The 15,501-nt window shown below is 44.5% G+C and carries 13 protein-coding genes; 5 read left to right on the top strand and 8 right to left on the bottom strand.

Annotation, left to right across the window (positions count from 1 at the left end; all coding sequences use genetic code 11):
- Positions 1 to 246: 246 nt before the first annotated feature.
- The gene (locus F6J99_RS05175) at positions 247 to 1,806 is read left to right on the top strand and encodes a response regulator (protein WP_365972643.1); all 1,560 of its coding nucleotides are present in this window, start codon (positions 247 to 249) and stop codon (positions 1,804 to 1,806) included.
- Here F6J99_RS05175 and F6J99_RS05170 read toward each other — a convergent pair.
- Positions 1,803 to 1,976, bottom strand: coding sequence for a hypothetical protein (locus F6J99_RS05170; RefSeq protein ID WP_293111994.1), 174 nt, complete (start codon positions 1,974 to 1,976; stop codon positions 1,803 to 1,805). The two genes, F6J99_RS05175 and F6J99_RS05170, sit on opposite strands and share 4 nt — an antisense overlap.
- Positions 1,977 to 2,377: 401 nt before the next feature.
- Between F6J99_RS05170 and F6J99_RS05165 the strand changes: the two genes are divergently transcribed.
- Positions 2,378 to 2,554 carry a hypothetical protein gene (locus F6J99_RS05165; protein ID WP_293111993.1) on the top strand — a complete coding sequence of 59 codons (177 nt, stop codon included), beginning with the start codon at positions 2,378 to 2,380 and terminating at the stop codon, positions 2,552 to 2,554.
- Here the strand turns inward: F6J99_RS05165 and ftsH2 are convergent.
- Entirely contained in the window at positions 2,549 to 4,435 is a 1,887-nt protein-coding gene (gene ftsH2, locus F6J99_RS05160) for an ATP-dependent zinc metalloprotease FtsH2 (protein WP_293111992.1), read from the bottom strand. The genes F6J99_RS05165 and ftsH2 overlap by 6 nt on opposite strands.
- Positions 4,436 to 4,812: 377 nt before the next feature.
- The gene (petH, locus tag F6J99_RS05155) at positions 4,813 to 6,024 is read right to left on the bottom strand and encodes a ferredoxin--NADP reductase (protein WP_293111991.1); all 1,212 of its coding nucleotides are present in this window, start codon (positions 6,022 to 6,024) and stop codon (positions 4,813 to 4,815) included.
- Positions 6,025 to 6,592: 568 nt separating this feature from the next.
- Between petH and F6J99_RS05150 the strand changes: the two genes are divergently transcribed.
- Positions 6,593 to 7,603, top strand: coding sequence for a phosphoribulokinase (locus F6J99_RS05150; protein ID WP_075899592.1), 1,011 nt, complete (start codon positions 6,593 to 6,595; stop codon positions 7,601 to 7,603).
- A 96-nt stretch (positions 7,604 to 7,699) separates the two neighbouring features.
- Positions 7,700 to 8,053, top strand: a complete 354-nt coding sequence (locus F6J99_RS05145; protein WP_293111990.1) for a hypothetical protein — start codon at positions 7,700 to 7,702, stop codon at positions 8,051 to 8,053.
- Between the two features lie 125 nt (positions 8,054 to 8,178).
- Here F6J99_RS05145 and F6J99_RS05140 read toward each other — a convergent pair whose 3' ends face one another.
- Entirely contained in the window at positions 8,179 to 8,769 is a 591-nt protein-coding gene (locus F6J99_RS05140; protein ID WP_293111989.1) for a TIGR04376 family protein, read from the bottom strand.
- Positions 8,770 to 9,074: 305 nt separating this feature from the next.
- Positions 9,075 to 10,220, bottom strand: coding sequence for a hypothetical protein (locus tag F6J99_RS05135; protein ID WP_293111988.1), 1,146 nt, complete (start codon positions 10,218 to 10,220; stop codon positions 9,075 to 9,077).
- 2 nt (positions 10,221 to 10,222) lie between these two features.
- Here F6J99_RS05135 and F6J99_RS05130 point away from each other — a divergent pair, with 2 nt between their 5' ends.
- On the top strand, positions 10,223 to 10,351 hold the full coding sequence (locus tag F6J99_RS05130; protein ID WP_267876573.1) for a hypothetical protein: 129 nt from the start codon (positions 10,223 to 10,225) through the stop codon (positions 10,349 to 10,351).
- Positions 10,352 to 10,544: 193 nt separating this feature from the next.
- Here the strand turns inward: F6J99_RS05130 and mnmG are convergent, their stop codons facing one another.
- From mnmG to F6J99_RS05115, 3 genes are all read right to left on the bottom strand, one after another.
- Complete coding sequence (gene mnmG / locus F6J99_RS05125) at positions 10,545 to 12,455, bottom strand: tRNA uridine-5-carboxymethylaminomethyl(34) synthesis enzyme MnmG (protein WP_293111987.1); 1,911 nt, start codon at positions 12,453 to 12,455, stop codon at positions 10,545 to 10,547.
- A 166-nt stretch (positions 12,456 to 12,621) separates the two neighbouring features.
- Positions 12,622 to 12,912 (bottom strand): Asp-tRNA(Asn)/Glu-tRNA(Gln) amidotransferase subunit GatC, encoded by a 291-nt coding sequence (gene gatC / locus F6J99_RS05120; RefSeq protein ID WP_293111986.1) that lies wholly within the window; start codon positions 12,910 to 12,912, stop codon positions 12,622 to 12,624.
- A gap of 596 nt (positions 12,913 to 13,508) precedes the next feature.
- Positions 13,509 to 14,030: a photosystem I assembly protein Ycf3 gene (locus F6J99_RS05115; protein WP_070393015.1), complete on the bottom strand. Its 522-nt coding sequence runs from the start codon at positions 14,028 to 14,030 to the stop codon at positions 13,509 to 13,511.
- Positions 14,031 to 15,501: the final 1,471 nt, after the last annotated feature.

Genomic DNA, 15,501 nt, shown 5'->3' with positions numbered 1-15,501 from the left:
TTGTTCCTGTGAGCATTATGCTTGTGCAGGCAAAATTCCTGTGCTAAGGTTCACAACTATAGTAATGTTTATCAATATATTTAGAAGTAAGTTAGGTTATTGGATCAGTTAAAAATGCTCATTACTGAGGGGTAATAACCTTTTTTTGTAGTTTATTTTAAAATCAATTAACAAATACACTAAAATTATCAAAATATATAAAACGATTTAACCCATTAATAATTAACAGTTTAAAATAGCTTAACTATGATGAATACTGAACAAAACCATGCTCCTATAATCCTGGTCGCCGATGATGATACACAAACGCGGAAAATGCTGCGTGCAATTATGGAAAATGAGGGATATAACGTCGAAGATGTAGGAGATGGCGAGCAGTGTCTGGCAGCTTATACTCAGCTAAAACCGGACATAGTCTTACTGGATGCTATGATGCCAGTGATGGATGGGTTTATGTGTTGCGCCCAAATCCAAAAGCTACTTAAAAATGAATCAACACCAGTATTAATGATTACTGGACTTAATGACCAAGCGTCCGTTGATTGGGCATTTGAAGTCGGAGCAACGGATTATATAACTAAACCCATCCAACCATCAGTGCTAAGGCAGCGTGTCCGTCGTCTTATTGAAGCTAGTCGAGCAGAAAAAACCTTACGGGAGAGGGAGAAACAATATCGTTCTGTGGTAGAAAGTGTTAAAGAAGTGTTTTTTCAAATCGATGCCACTGGACACTGGATATTTCTCAATTCCGCCTGGACTACTTTCACTGGCTTTACTGTAGAAGAAAGTCTCGGGAAAAATTGCCTAAAATTTATTGATCCTGATGATCAGGAACGTTATCAACAATTGTGGCAGTCTCTAGTCAAGGGTGAAAAGGATTCCTTTAAACATGAAATAAGATATGTTACCAAAACAGGCAAGTGCCGCTGGGGGGAGATTACTATTCATTCAAGCTTGATTATTGATGGTGTAGTTACCGGTTTTTCTGGTATGCTACAAGACACCACTGAACTTAGAAAAGCTCAAGCTTTAGAAAAAGAGAAAATCAAATTGGAAGCGGATATCCAAGAACGAGAACGTCGCTCAGAAATCATTCGCAAATCCCTAGAACAAGAAAAAGAACTCAGTGAACTTAAATCTAGAGTTATTAGTACGATATCTCATGAGTTTCGTACTCCAATGATGATGATTCAATCCTCTACTGAATTGCTAGCTAAGTACAGTGAAAAATTGTCAGACGATAAAAAACTGAAACATTTTAAACAAATTGGATGGGCCGTTGAACACATGAACCAACTCCTGACCAATGTGATTTTCCTAGATAAAACTGAATCAGGGGAACTTGATTGTCATCCTGAATACTTGAATCTAGAAAAACTATGCCAAAAAATCCTTAATAATTTACAGCTTACTTTAACTAGTGACTATAAAATAGATTTTTCCAGTCAGAGTAATTCTAGTCAAGTTAATTTAGATGAACAGCTAGTTGGACAAATTTTGACTAATATACTATCTAATGCGGTTAAATATTCTCCCCAAGGAGGCATCATTAAATTTGAGGTATTTTGTCAGCCAGAAGAAGCTATTTTAACTATTCGGGATTCAGGGATTGGTATTCCGCCAAAAGAAAAGCAACGAGTGTTTGAATCTTTCTATCGAGCCACTAATGTTGGTGCTATAAAAGGAACAGGATTAGGTCTGGCTATTGCTAAAAAATGTGTTGAATTGCATCGGGGTAAGATTAACCTGGACAGCGAAATTGGTGTGGGAACAAAGTTTCAAGTAATCTTGCCATATTTGGCTTAGATGTTATAGCAGTTTTTAATTGGGTGAGGTAGTTTAGTAAAGGGAATAGGGAATAGGGAATAGAGAATAGGGAATAGGGAGTCGGGAGTCGGGAGTCGGGAGTCGGGAGCAAGGGGAAGAAAATTCGCTATACTTGATTGCTCAAGAAAACCGCTATATTCAATGAACAAAATTACAACAATCCCCGACTTCTGAACAAGCCGGGGAAGCATAGTAGGTAATTGTATGGGTTCGATGCCCACTCAACTACCGATTAAATTTTGCTGTAACCGATACTTTTTAGCTACCAAAGTCTACCAAGATAAACTTTAGCCCGCCAATGCAAGCTGATTGCTCAGCCAGGGGGTATCTCCCAAAGCACAGTGAGGCGAGGGATTGCTCGCCTCACTGTGCGCCATCATAAAAATGCGTAAACCAGATCCAATCTCACTACAAAACCCTTGGTTTTCGGGAAATTTATTGAATTGAGACAAGGTCATTGCACTAATTTCATAGTTAAAGTATAGCAAATTACTTGAGGCAATGGCCAAGCTTTGTGATACTTTTGCCTACTGTCCACTAACCTCAAACCTTGGCCTTTCGGCCACGCTACGCGAACAACATTAAACCTTGGCCTTTCGGCCACGCTACGCGAACAACATTAAACCTTGGCCTTTCGGCCACGCTACGCGAACAACCTTCAACCTTGGCCTTTCGGCCACGCTACGCGAACAACCTTCAACCCTCAACAGTTAACAAGCCCTTATAACTGAGGTACATACTGTGGCTTTTCAGGCACATCGGTGTACTCAGCCACAATTTGACGGAACTCCTCACCCTCAATAGTTTCTTTTTCAATCAACAGATCCACCAATCGGTCAACCGCATCTCGATTATCTCGAATGATCTCTCGTGCTTCTTTATGGCAATGTTCTACAATTTGACGAACTTGCTGATCAATCCGAGCAGCAACCTCTTCAGAGTACTCTGCCCTAGACATTAATCCCGCACCGAGAAAGACTTCTCCCTCTTGGCTTTCCAAGGACAGAGAACCTAAGTCACTCATCCCGTAGCGAGTTACCATTTGCCGTGCGATCCCAGTCAATTGCTGCAAATCACCACCGGCACCAGTAGTGACTTCAGCATGACCGAATACTTCTTCTTCCGCAGCTCGACCTCCTAAAGCTCCAGTAATGCGAGCCAAAAGCTGAGCTCTGGTAATTAAACCTTGCTCTTCACTAGGAGTAAACCAGGTTAGACCTTGAGCTTGTCCTCGGGGAATCAGGGTAACTTTCTGTACAGGGTCGTGATCCTTTACTAGGGTACCAATAATAGCGTGACCAACTTCATGATAAGCAATCAATCGCTTGTTCTTGCTATCTACCAGGGGAGTACCTTCCATCCCAGCTACTACCCGGTCAACCGCATCATTGATTTCCAGCATTGTAATCGCTTCTTTGCGACGGCGAGCAGTCAGGATAGCGGCTTCATTGAGGAGGTTGGATAAATCAGCACCAGTGAATCCAGGAGTCCGTCTTGCGATTACTTCGATGGAAATTTCTGAAGCCAGTTTTTTATCCCGAGCATGGACTTCCAAAATCTTAATCCGCCCTTTCAGGTCTGGGGGATCTACCATCACCTGGCGGTCAAAGCGTCCGGGACGTAACAGAGCTGTATCCAACACATCCGCACGGTTAGTAGCCGCAATCACGATAATGCCAGTGTTTCCTTCAAACCCGTCCATTTCCGTCAGCAATTGGTTTAGGGTTTGCTCCCGTTCATCGTTACCACCACCAATTCCAGCTCCCCGTTGCCGTCCTACCGCATCAATTTCATCGATAAATATCAAACAAGGGGCATTTTCCTTAGCTTTTTTGAACAAGTCACGAACCCTAGAGGCACCAACACCCACGAACATTTCCACGAATTCGGAACCAGAGATACTAAAGAAAGGCACTCCTGCTTCACCAGCGATCGCTTTTGCTAAGAGGGTTTTACCAGTTCCAGGAGGACCGACCAGCAGCACACCTTTTGGTATTCGTGCTCCGACAGCGGTAAACCGTTCCGGTTGCTTGAGGAAGGTAACTACTTCTTCGAGTTCCTCTTTGGCTTCTTCGATACCGGCCACATCATCAAACAGGACTCCAGTTTTCGCTTCCATCATGAACCGCGCCCGGGATTTCCCGAAATTCATCGCTTGACCAGGACCACCATTCATGTTGCTGGAGCGACGGAATAGGAAAAATAATCCCGCAATCAAGAGAATCGGAAAAATTAAATTCCCCAGCAGTCCCCAAATTGCACCATCATTGCGAGCGGGATGGGATGTCAGAGCAATATTAGACTCTCTGAGCTTAGAAATCAGTTCCGGTGCACTAATTGGCAGATCTACTCGCAGCCGCTGTAAGCGGTTATCAAGATCCACATCCACAGCTTCTACAATCGCTGTGCGACCACTATCATAGAGGTCAACACTAGTGACTCTACCGGAATCAATATAGTCCAAGAAGCGACCATAGGTCATGCGAGTACTGGCGGTATTACTACCCATATTCCCGGTAGTACTGGCAAATGTTCCCTGCCAAAAGAAAAAACCAATGACTAGGGCAGGTAATGTCCAGAGTAGGAGTATTCTCCAAGAAAATTTCATGTCTTATTCGCCTCTATTATTGCTAACGAATGCTGGTATCACCCTGTGAGGGAGGATCTGATTACAAAAGAACTCAAGATCAAAAATTGATTGAATACCCTAAAACCGTTTGCTTATAGTATGTTTGTATTTTCTGTCAATACCTTTGAGGGTTATTGACACATAACTGGTGATAACACAAGTTATTGTAACGTTATTTTAACTAAATTTAACATAACTCTCATCATCTGAGCAAGGGAGTTAGGATAAGCTCAAAAAAACAGTAGCGCGCCTGTGTCCCTCAGGCCTATTGGCAAAGGAAACAGACGCGCTAGTTTGATCTAAATCCTCCAAAAGGAGGATTTACTTTATACCAGCCGTAACCTATTAGGTTTTTACTAGTAGGTTTCTACGTGCCAGCGATGTGCTTTCTTCATTTGCTGTCGGTATGTAGTCCAATCTACATCCTCTTTAGCAGCTGCAGCGGTCAAAGCCTCATCAATACCACCTTCCATACCTTTTAATCCGCAGATGTAGGTATGGGTGTTTGGTTCCTGCATCAGCTTCCACAACTCGTCAGCATGTTCGGCCACCCTGTGCTGGATATACATTTTGCCCCCTTCAGAATTCTTCTGCTCACGGCTAATGGCATAGGTGAGGCGGAAGTTATCTGGGTTATTCTGCTGCATTGCTTCTAAATCATCTTTGTAGAGGATGTTAGGGGTAGTAGAAATACCAAAGATCAGCCAAGCCAAGCCCTTGAACTTGTAATCTTCGTGCTGCTCCTTAAACATCCGCCATAGGAAAGCGCGGAATGGTGCAATACCAGTGCCCGTTGCCATCATGATGATATTGGCATTGGGGTCTGATGGCAGCAACATCTCCTTACCCACCGGTCCAGTGATTTTGACATCATCCCCTGGATTCATATTGCACAGGAAAGTAGAGCAGACACCGTTTACGGTCTCCCCAGTTTCGGGATGTTTGTACTGTAGCTGTCTGACACACAAAGATACTGTCTTATCATCCAAGTCATCGCCGTGACGAGTAGAAGCAATGGAGTACAGACGAAGCTTGTGGGGTTTCCCTTTGTCATCAGTACCATCGGGAATAATCCCAATACTTTGACCTTCGAGATAGCGCAGCTCACTTCCAGAAAGGTCAAATTTCAGGTGACGGCAATTACCAATACCCCCTTCCCGGACTAGTTGTTCGTTTGATATACACTTACCAATGAAGGGGTTTTTGGGTCGATAGGTATTGACAGGGATATTATCTTTGGCCTTTTTGGGTTTCGCTTGAGTCATAGGCTTAGTTGTCTTTTCTGACTGGGTAGGCTTAGTTGTGTTTTCTGACTGGGTAGGTTGTGTTTGAGCCACTGACCCATTCGCAGCACTACTGGATAGAGGTTTAATGCTGACAATCTTCCCTCCCATGCGAGCAATCCGCTGCATTTCCTGCTTCATGCGGTTATAGGGCACCGTCAACAAAACCGTGCCACTCTGACGAATCGGTCCATTTTGACGAAGACCGACTACCTCATAAAGGTAAGTGCGACTACCAAATTCTGTAGCAGTGCTGGAATTAGTAGACTCGCTAGGACTAGACATTGCTTCTATTGCTCCAAACCAAACTGACTATGTATTGCTAACTATGTATTCCTAAGACTTGCCTTGGCACCACAAACGGACTCACGGTCGATGGGTGAGCGGCTAGCTAGTAATAACCCCGAATAATGCCTTATTAGCGTAACATTGTAAAGCTATGCCCAGTAATGTTTTTGGTTTATCAGGGAGAGAATTAGTGTAGAGGCACTGCTAGGCACTACTCTCAAGTTACATGATGAGTAACTCAAAAACTGTAAATCCTGAGTCAGTTTAATTTTTTCTTTAAAAAATGCCCAACAAACCTTAGCATAAGTACTAAGCGAGGTAATGCTACTGACAATCAGCCTTGTATAAGCAATCTGGTTTTGGTAGAATCCACTATGAGCAGCTAGTAGTAAATACTTAAGCAGAGCTTGGCTTTGGTCTTCCCTAGTGGTTAGTACTTAAGCGAGTGGATTTATGGTGGCATGTTATCAAGCACCACTATAAGCGTGTGTCAGATTGCTCCCAGGCTTGGGCTTTGGCTTACTGAAAACTGATTTGAGAATATGTTTTACGTTAGAGGGAAGATATGACCACAGATCTGGAGAGGGTGGTAGTTATAGGAGTTGCTGGAGACTCAGGATGCGGTAAATCAACGTTTCTGAAGCGTTTGACCGACCTATTTGGCCAGGAGTTCATGACGGTGATTTGTCTCGATGACTATCACAGTCTGGATCGTAAACAGCGCAAAGAGAAAAAAGTTACTGCCCTTAATCCTAAGGCAAATAACTTTGACTTGATGTATGAGCAAATCAAAGCGCTAAAAGAAGGTCGGGGCATAGACAAACCTATCTACAACCATGAGACCGGTGAACTTGATCCACCAGAGCGGATTGAGCCAAATAAAGTTGTAGTGATTGAAGGCCTGCACCCTCTTTATGATGAGCGGGTGCGTGATCTGGTTGACTTCGGGGTTTACCTAGACATTAGCGATGAGGTCAAAATCCAATGGAAAATCCAGCGGGACATGGCAGAACGGGGCCATCGTTATGAGGATATCCTAGCGTCGATTGAAGCTAGACGTCCAGACTTTGAAGCTTACATTGAAGTCCAGAAGCAATACGCTGATGTGGTCATTCAAATCTTTCCCACCCAGCTGCTTCAGGGAGAGGCAGCTAAGGAAAGCAATCTACTGCGGGTGCGCCTAGTTCAAAAGGAAGGAGTGAAAGACTTCAACCCAGTTTATCTGTTTGATGAAGGGTCAACCATCGATTGGAGACCTTGTGGTCGCAAGCTAACCTGTGCTTATCCTGGTCTGAAAATGTACTATGGGCCAGACAGCTACATGGGTAACGAAGTCTCTGTACTAGAGGTAGATGGTCAGTTCGATAACCTAAACGAGATGATTTACATCGAAAGTCACCTCAGCAATACCTCAACCAAGTACAATGGAGAGATGACCGAGTTATTGCTCAAGCACAAGGATTATCCTGGCTCTAACAACGGTTCTGGGTTGTTCCAGGTTCTCGTTGGTCTGAAGATGCGGTCAACTTATGAAAGCTTGGTATCCGCTCCAGCCAAAGTAGCAGCCAAGGTGTAGTATGGTCTACAGGAGCTGATGGAAACAATGTTTGCGTGACTCACATTCCATCAGCTTCCTCAGACGGAACAAACCGAATCAGAGCATAAGATTGGCATGGTATCGGATAGAGTTATAAAAATTTGGATAGCTAGCGTTTTGGTGTTTTTTGTGATGGTGGAAATCTACCAGTGGGTTAGACACGTAACTCTACCACTACCGGTGTTTATCTTAGCAGGAGCCTTATTAGCGATCGCTTCTAACTATGGCAAGCATCCAGGCTGGATTTTTCGCCAGCCTTCCTTCCCATCTGATTCATCTAATCCCAATCCAAGCCAAGACAGCCAAGACCAAGACATTACCAATACTGCTAAATTAAACCCTACAAAGCAGTCCTTATTTCCTACCTTGCCTATCCAACAAAAATCAATTTCTTTTATTATTAATCGTCCTTTTCAAAAAAAGGATTAATGAATTCTTAATTTTTAATAATTCATCCTTGATCAAGCGATGCAGCGCGGTCTTGGGGAGCCAGTGCGGTCTTGGGGGTCTCCCCCATGAGCAACTGGCGTGGTTTCCCCCACTCGCGCTTTGCATCAAGAACGGTTCATATTCCGCTTCATTTCCTCCAATTCTTCATCCATTTCCCAGCTTTTAAACTGTTGCTCTAAAGGGTCTACACCAGAAGGAATATTGTATTGGTTACTCTTGGTTGTCTGATTCCAGGCAAATGTCTGGGAGTTCTGCTTTGGCTGACCACTTGCCCGAGCTGCTGCTGTATCTCTAGCTTTAGCCTGAACTTCAGCGCGACGGTTTTTAATCTGTTGTTGGAGTTCCTTGGCTTTAGTAATGCGCTGTTTAACCCCTTCCATCTGGCCCCAAAGCTGATTGCCTTGACGTAACAGAGCTGCTTCTCGCTCTTGAGCTCCTTTAGCCAAATCAAATTTGTTGTGGGACTTAGCCTTTTCAATACGCTCATGCCAACGTTGAATGTCTTTGGCAACGGCGAGAATTTGGTCTTGCAACCGCTTTTCCTGTTGCTGTAAGTCAATAATTAGCCGCAGTGTGTCTTTTTCTTGCTCCCGCAACTGCTCCTCTAGTGCCTGTAACTCTAGATGAGGATTGTTACGGAGAAATTCTTCTAGACGACTTTCTAGAAATCGATTCAGGTCTTCAAATAGTCCCACTGCACCACTATCCTAGATCCTATTAGATCATATATCTTTCACTCTGTTATATCAACATATCTCAGCTTATCTGAAATAGCTACAGGAAGGCTAAATATAGTTAGTTAATAATAGTTAATTTAAGTTACCATTGGGGTTTTTGCGATCGCATAAATTGGGTATGCGATCACAAACATAATATAACCCACTACAAAATACCATTGGCAATTGGCAACCGAGCCATCCTGTTCTTAATTTCCCTAGAGCGTTAGAATTTGTTTTTTACATTCGATATGGTGATTTATTACAGTCATGATCTTACATAGCTAAAAATGTTGTCCAACGTAAATTGAACGAACTTCACCATTGCGTCGAATAACTGCTTCCTGATTATCTACAGAGACTAGAGTCCAACCGCTATTAGCAATTGCTTCCCCCAGCTTAACCCGTTGGGTAACACCATCAATTTTAAACAAAGCAGCAGATTGTTCTCCTAGCTCCAGTAATCCTACCAAGGTATGTTTGATAGCAGGTGATGTTCGTGGGGGAGGTGGGGGGGTAGGGAGTCGGTCAAGAGTAGCGGTGGGCAGGGGGTCTGGCATTGGTGGTGGCGGTAATTCTACAATAGTTGGTGGCGGTGGTTCTAGAACAGCATTTGACGGAGGTTTCGGGATTGGTGATGGGGATGGTTTAGGTTCAGGTGTAGTAGCAGGGGATGGTGTGACTGGCGCTGAGGATGCTATGGCAGGATCAGGGGTTGGAACCTTTTCAATTGGTATGTAATAAACTCGTTCTAAGACACGTTCTTTGATAGCAGTTGGTGCTGCAGTTGCTGCTGAGTTAGGAGCTACCGGAGGATTGGGAGGCGTGGGGTCTGGTAATGATTGAGCGATCACAGTTTTTTTGATAGCTTCTGCTTTGCGGTCAATTACTTCTAGCGATCGCAACATATAGTTAATAAACTGGGCATCATGTTCTGAGACTTTGCCTTGTTGTACAGATACCAAAGCTACCAAGTTGTTCAACCATGACCAAGTTAGCTTTCCCTGGCTAGTCAGCCACATCATTGTGATTGCGGATAGGGACAGTAAGGCTAAAGCCCATAGAAGCTTGTCTAAAAACTGACCAGAGTTATCCGCGACAATACTAGAGTTAGTATCTGCCGTTGTCGTTTGCAACTCACTCGATGTGGTTTCGGCTAACTCCTGTGTTGAGGGGAGTGGCGATTCCAGAAAGGGAATGATTGCTGCTGATATGGGAATTTTCGGGATTGCTATCGGTTCCAAGGAGACATAGTCTGGCTCAGGGGGTTCTCTCGGCAACTCGCAGCCGTTTTCAATCATTTGGTACAGATCCCCAAATAAATCATCCATTAACCTATCGGCTTCAGCATCTACCGACCATGGCTGAATGGGAAGGGGAGGGTTCAACCGCTCTGTTGATTTGTCTTTGGTAATCACATCCTGAGACATCGATGGTATGCTCTCGTAACTTTGACTATGACTATATCTTTGAGAAGATTATCTTCCGAGACCCAAAACTTTACTTTTCTATGGGAAGAATCCTCAAAAATCGGGTGTTGCTTAATAATGGAATGATTTGAATAGTTTTGTGGAATAGGCATCTTGTTGTGGAACGGGCATCTTGCCGTGGAACGGGCATCTTGCCGTGGAACGGGCATCTTGCCCGTTACAATTGCCAGGTAGGAGCCCACCCCACTCATATTCATTCATTGATTGAGCAATGCCGATCTCCTCAGCCCTAAGATTAGGAATCACTAACAGATTACCCTAAGATTAGGGAGCCACAACACGACTTAACTTTCGTTCCCGCACCTCTAGATATACCAGCAACGCATTGATATCTGCTGGATTGACCCCGCCAACTCTCGATGCCTGACCAATAGTCATAGGTTTGACCTGGCTAAGCTTTTCACGAGACTCCTTGGATAGAGTTTCAATAGCAGCATAATCCAAATCTGGTGGTAACTGCCGATTAGCTTGCCGAGAAACTTGGTCAATTTGCTTTTGCTGACGCTTAAGATAACCATCATATTTTAGATCAATTTCTGCTCCTTCCCGTTCCGACTGATTCAGCTTAGGGTCACCCAGTCCATATTGGTCTAGATTGACATAGTGGAAACCAGGACGACGTAGTAACTCAGCTAAGGTAATCGAGTTTTTGATCTTTTGCTGGGTATCGGATGCGATCGCAATTCCGATTGGATCATGTTCCTTAATCCGCACCGACTGGAGTCGGGTTTTTTCTGTGGTAATGTTCGCCTGTTTTTGTTGATACAGCTGCCACCTACGGTCATCAATCAAACCCAGTTTCCGTCCTAAAGGAGTCATACGGCGGTCAGCGTTATCGGATCGCAATAGTAACCGATACTCGGAACGGCTAGTCAGCATTCGGTAAGGTTCCCGCAGGTCTTTGGTACACAAATCGTCAATTAACGTGCCTATATAGCTTTCTTCCCTAGGAAACACCACCATTTCCTGATGGCGGACATAGCGCACTGCATTAATTCCCGCTACAATACCTTGAGCTGCTGCTTCCTCATAGCCAGTGGTACCATTAATTTGTCCAGCGCAGAACAATCCCTCAATTGTCTTAGTCATCAGTGTTGGATAACACTGAGTCGCCGGTAAATAATCATACTCAACCGCATAAGCAGGACGCAGCATAGCGCAATTTTCTAATCCCGGAAGAGTTCGCAATAGCTGCAACTGCATATTCTCTGGTAATCCAGTAGAAAATCCCTGGATATAGAGTTCTGGAATATCTCGTCCTTCTGGTTCAATAAAAATCTGGTGGCTTTCTTTATCAGCAAAGCGCACAATTTTATCTTCAATACTAGGGCAGTATCGGGGTCCTTTAGCATCCACCCAGCCTCCATAGATTGGGGATAGATGAAGATTGTCCCGAATCAAGCGGTGAGTCTCAGAAGTCGTGCGGGTCAGATAGCAATTCATCTGCTCTCGTTCCACCCACACATCTGGGTCAAAGCTAAACCAGCGCACCTCCTCATCCCCTGGTTGAGGTTCCAAGTTGCTGTAATCTACGGAGCGCTTATCTACCCGTGCGGGGGTTCCCGTCTTGAGTCGTCCCGTTTCAAAGCCTAAGCGGTTAAGGGTTTCCGTCAAGCCAATTGCCGCAAATTCCCCAGCCCGTCCTGCTGACATGGACTTGTTTCCCACCCAGATCCGTCCACCCAGGAAAGTGCCAGTTGTCAATATCACTGCCGATGCTTTCAAAGCCACACCGAAGTAAGTCTGAACACCTATCACCTCATCATTAGCCCCCAGCACCAAATCGGTGACCATGGCTTCCCGGAGAGTCAAGTTTTCTTGATTTTCTACAATCTCCTTCATCACAGCCGCATATTCTCGCTTATCCGTCTGCGCTCGCAAAGCCCAAACCGCTGGTCCCCGTGAACAGTTCAGTACCCGCTTTTGCAGGTAGGTACGGTCAGCCATTTTGCCAATTTCTCCACCCAAAGCATCTACCTCATGGGTGAGTTGAGACTTGGCTGGTGCTCCCACTGCTGGGTTACAGGGTTGCCAAGCAATTTTGTCTAGATTGAGGGTAAGTAGGATAGTACGACAGCCCAACCGTGCTGAAGCTAGGGCGGCTTCACAACCAGCGTGTCCCGCGCCAACTACAATCACATCAAAGGCATCTTGGAAATCTACTTGGGAATCCATGGGTCTAAGGAAGGATCAGAAATCAAAGGTGAGGAATTTCCTACCATAAAATGGTGTGTTTTTTATAGTTTAATTTAAAAATTAAGGGTTTGGTTTGATAGTTTACTGTCTACTAGCCTTCAACCGTCAACCCTCAACCGTCAACAACAAACTCTTTCAACCCCAGTTACCCTTCAGTAATAATTTTTGGCACTCTGAAGAAATCACCATCCTGCTCAGGAGCTTCCCTGAACATACAATCCCTGTCAGTATAGGGTTTGAGAGTATCCAGTCGAGTCACATTGCTAATATCAATCGCCCGTGTAGTTGGCGGCACATCCTCAGTATCTAATTCACTCAGTTGTTGAAAATATTCGAAAATACTACTCATCTGAGCTGCAAATTGCTCCTCTTCCTCTGCTTTGAGTTCTAAACGAGCAAGATTGGCTACTTTTTGGACTTGTTCGCGGTCTATCATAATTTGTTATATTGTGGCTTCAATGAACTTCTCAACAGTCAACACTAAAGGCTTAGCCCAAATCAAAGACTATAAAGACTATCAAGTTTAGTGAAGTACCCCAGCCTGCTTCGCTGAGGCTGGGGCTTCCAATCTCAACTCAATCAGGGACGGTTTTATTCGTCTTTTGGGCTTCCCGCTTCATCCGCCGACGCCTCAAACAGCAAGCTGCAATACGGTCTTACTCAGCGTCCACAGGCAGACATCCGCCTTCCGCAGACGTATAGTCTTCTCGACAGACTCACCTTGGAATTACGACTCTGTGGTCAACCAGCCGGGGCTTGTCTCTTCCCTGAGCTCTGCTAGTACTTTGTACACCTAATGGTCTAAAACTGATAGGATATCAGACCGTTTATAAGGTAGCCTTTTAGTCAGTCAGGCGGGTCAGCAACCACTTTTATTCTAGCATGAATCGTGATGATTTGCATTATAAGTTGAGGCGCGACCCCGTAATTTAATTCTTCAAAGGTCAAGCGCGCCTCTATCGTCTCGCTATCCATCCCCACCTTTGAAGAAGGTGGGGAATTACGCGAGTTTTATTAACTAGAAGCTAGGAGTTAAAAGTAAACATCAATGGTAGAACGACCTGTAGTTTTCAGCCAGTTTTGGGCTTCAATGTAATTATTAGGAGCAAGGCGAATAGCTCGTTTCCAATAATCAGCCGCTTTGTCATAGAAAGCTTCTGCCCCCTCACTATCCCCAGCTTCCTTAAACTGTTCACCTTGATAATGGTAAATTACGGCTACATTATTAAGGGCCTGAGGCATACGGGGGTTGATCTCAAGAGCTTGATGATAGAGTTCTAAAGCACGCTCATGCTCACCATTACTGGCTTGAATCAGCCCCATGTTGTAGAAAATAAAGCTACGGTCGTTGGGGTCTTCCTCTAGTTCCAACGCTTTTTTGTAATTATCCATAGCTTCAGCATATTCCCCATCCGCTTGAGCTGACATACCATCTCGGTAATACACAAAAGCTTCCTTGGCTTGCTTATTGGTAGGGAGAACCTTTAAGAGGATGTCTGCCATCACTGTAAAGGTTTTATCGATAAAGTTATCGTTGCGTTGAGTGCGTGGCATAGTTGCGTGGGTCTATAGTCTTCACCTTGTAGATAATCCTATCTTGTGACGTCAGCATTTAGCTATGAACCTTTCCGCAGTTAGCTCAACAATCCAGGAAAACTTAAGCATTGGGCTGACTGCTGCAAGTACATGACTTATCCTGAACACCCCTCAATCAGGTGATAAGCGCGTGTAGTGCTATAGCTCAAGTAATGCCTGTGTTACCTAGAGCGTCAACTGACTTACTGTTCTATAACTTGATTATTCTTTAGCACATCTGGTTATATATGTCAATAAATATATTTGTTAAAATCTCAGTAAAATCACTTAGAATAAAAGCATGGTAGATGAACCCTGATAATTACCCCCGGAGCTCCAGTTTCCGGGGTTTTCTGATCGGCCTATAGTTACCAAAGCAATCCCTGCGAGCTATCTAAGGATTTTGTAGATTCCTCTAAATCAATTAGTGAGTCACTTTTCCGGATATACGTGAAATCACCGAGAAAAGAGAAATGGTAGATGCACCCTGATAGTTACTCCCCGAAGCTCACGGTTCGGGGGTTTTTTTTACTACCGATATTCTAGATTTGTTATTTTAAGCATAAATACTGTAAGCCTATGCGCTACGCCCAGGCTACGCCAACAGCTTATGTGCTACGCACACGCGTGCGCGTTCAGCTAATGGGCGTAGCGCAATCGGTGCTTTTGAATAAAATAAGCACCTCAAGCAGCGTGAGCCATTGGCTCACGGCTGACCGCTGACGGCACCTCAAGTAGCGTGCGCATAGCGCATAAGGCGCTTGAGTCAATTGATAATTGATAATTAATACAGCTTTCGAGCAACGGTCTTGCCGCCAGTCGTCAATCATCCCCTCCTAAACCTTCCGGATACTGGAGAAGCAACTCAGAAGAAAGAAATGGTAGATGCACCCTAATAATTACCCCCGAAGCTCACGGTTCGGGGGTTTTCTTTTTAGGTGCGCTTTCCGCATCTAATTATTAAATTCGCCACGGGTCGCACCTGTAGATCTTGCCATCAGCGTCTCAGCTGGCTGTTGGCTAAGAGTAAATTTCTCCCTAGTTGACACTCCCCGCTTTAAAAAGACGGGGATTCCTAGATCTACGACCGGCCTTAAACCTCCGTGTCCAAATGGCAATATCTAAACCATTATCCCGTCAAGACCAAGAATCTAGTTTAGTTCACGAAAGACCCAGCGGGCTAGTCTCCTTAGGCGTTTAGTTACTTATTGGAAAGTGCATGTGCATAGTCCGTTACTTTCCCGTTTCACTTGGTTTCAGCGTGCCCCGCCGTACCATTTTTCTCTCAAGTTGTGTCTTGCTGGGTTCACACACCAATTGTTGGTTGATGATTGGGTTTTTAGCGATGCAGCGCGGTCTTGGGGGTTTCCCCCACTCGCTATTGCATCAAGAAAGGAGGATTTTCCCTACCCTCCGGGCATTGTTACAGTCGATGTCCCCTATTAAGGGA

Source organism: Moorena sp. SIO4G3, assembly GCF_010692305.1.
GTDB classification, from domain to species: Bacteria; Cyanobacteriota; Cyanobacteriia; order Cyanobacteriales; family Coleofasciculaceae; genus Moorena; species Moorena producens_A.
The sequence above is the reverse complement of the archived record's forward strand: the minus strand, read 5'-3'. Positions and strand labels throughout refer to the sequence as shown.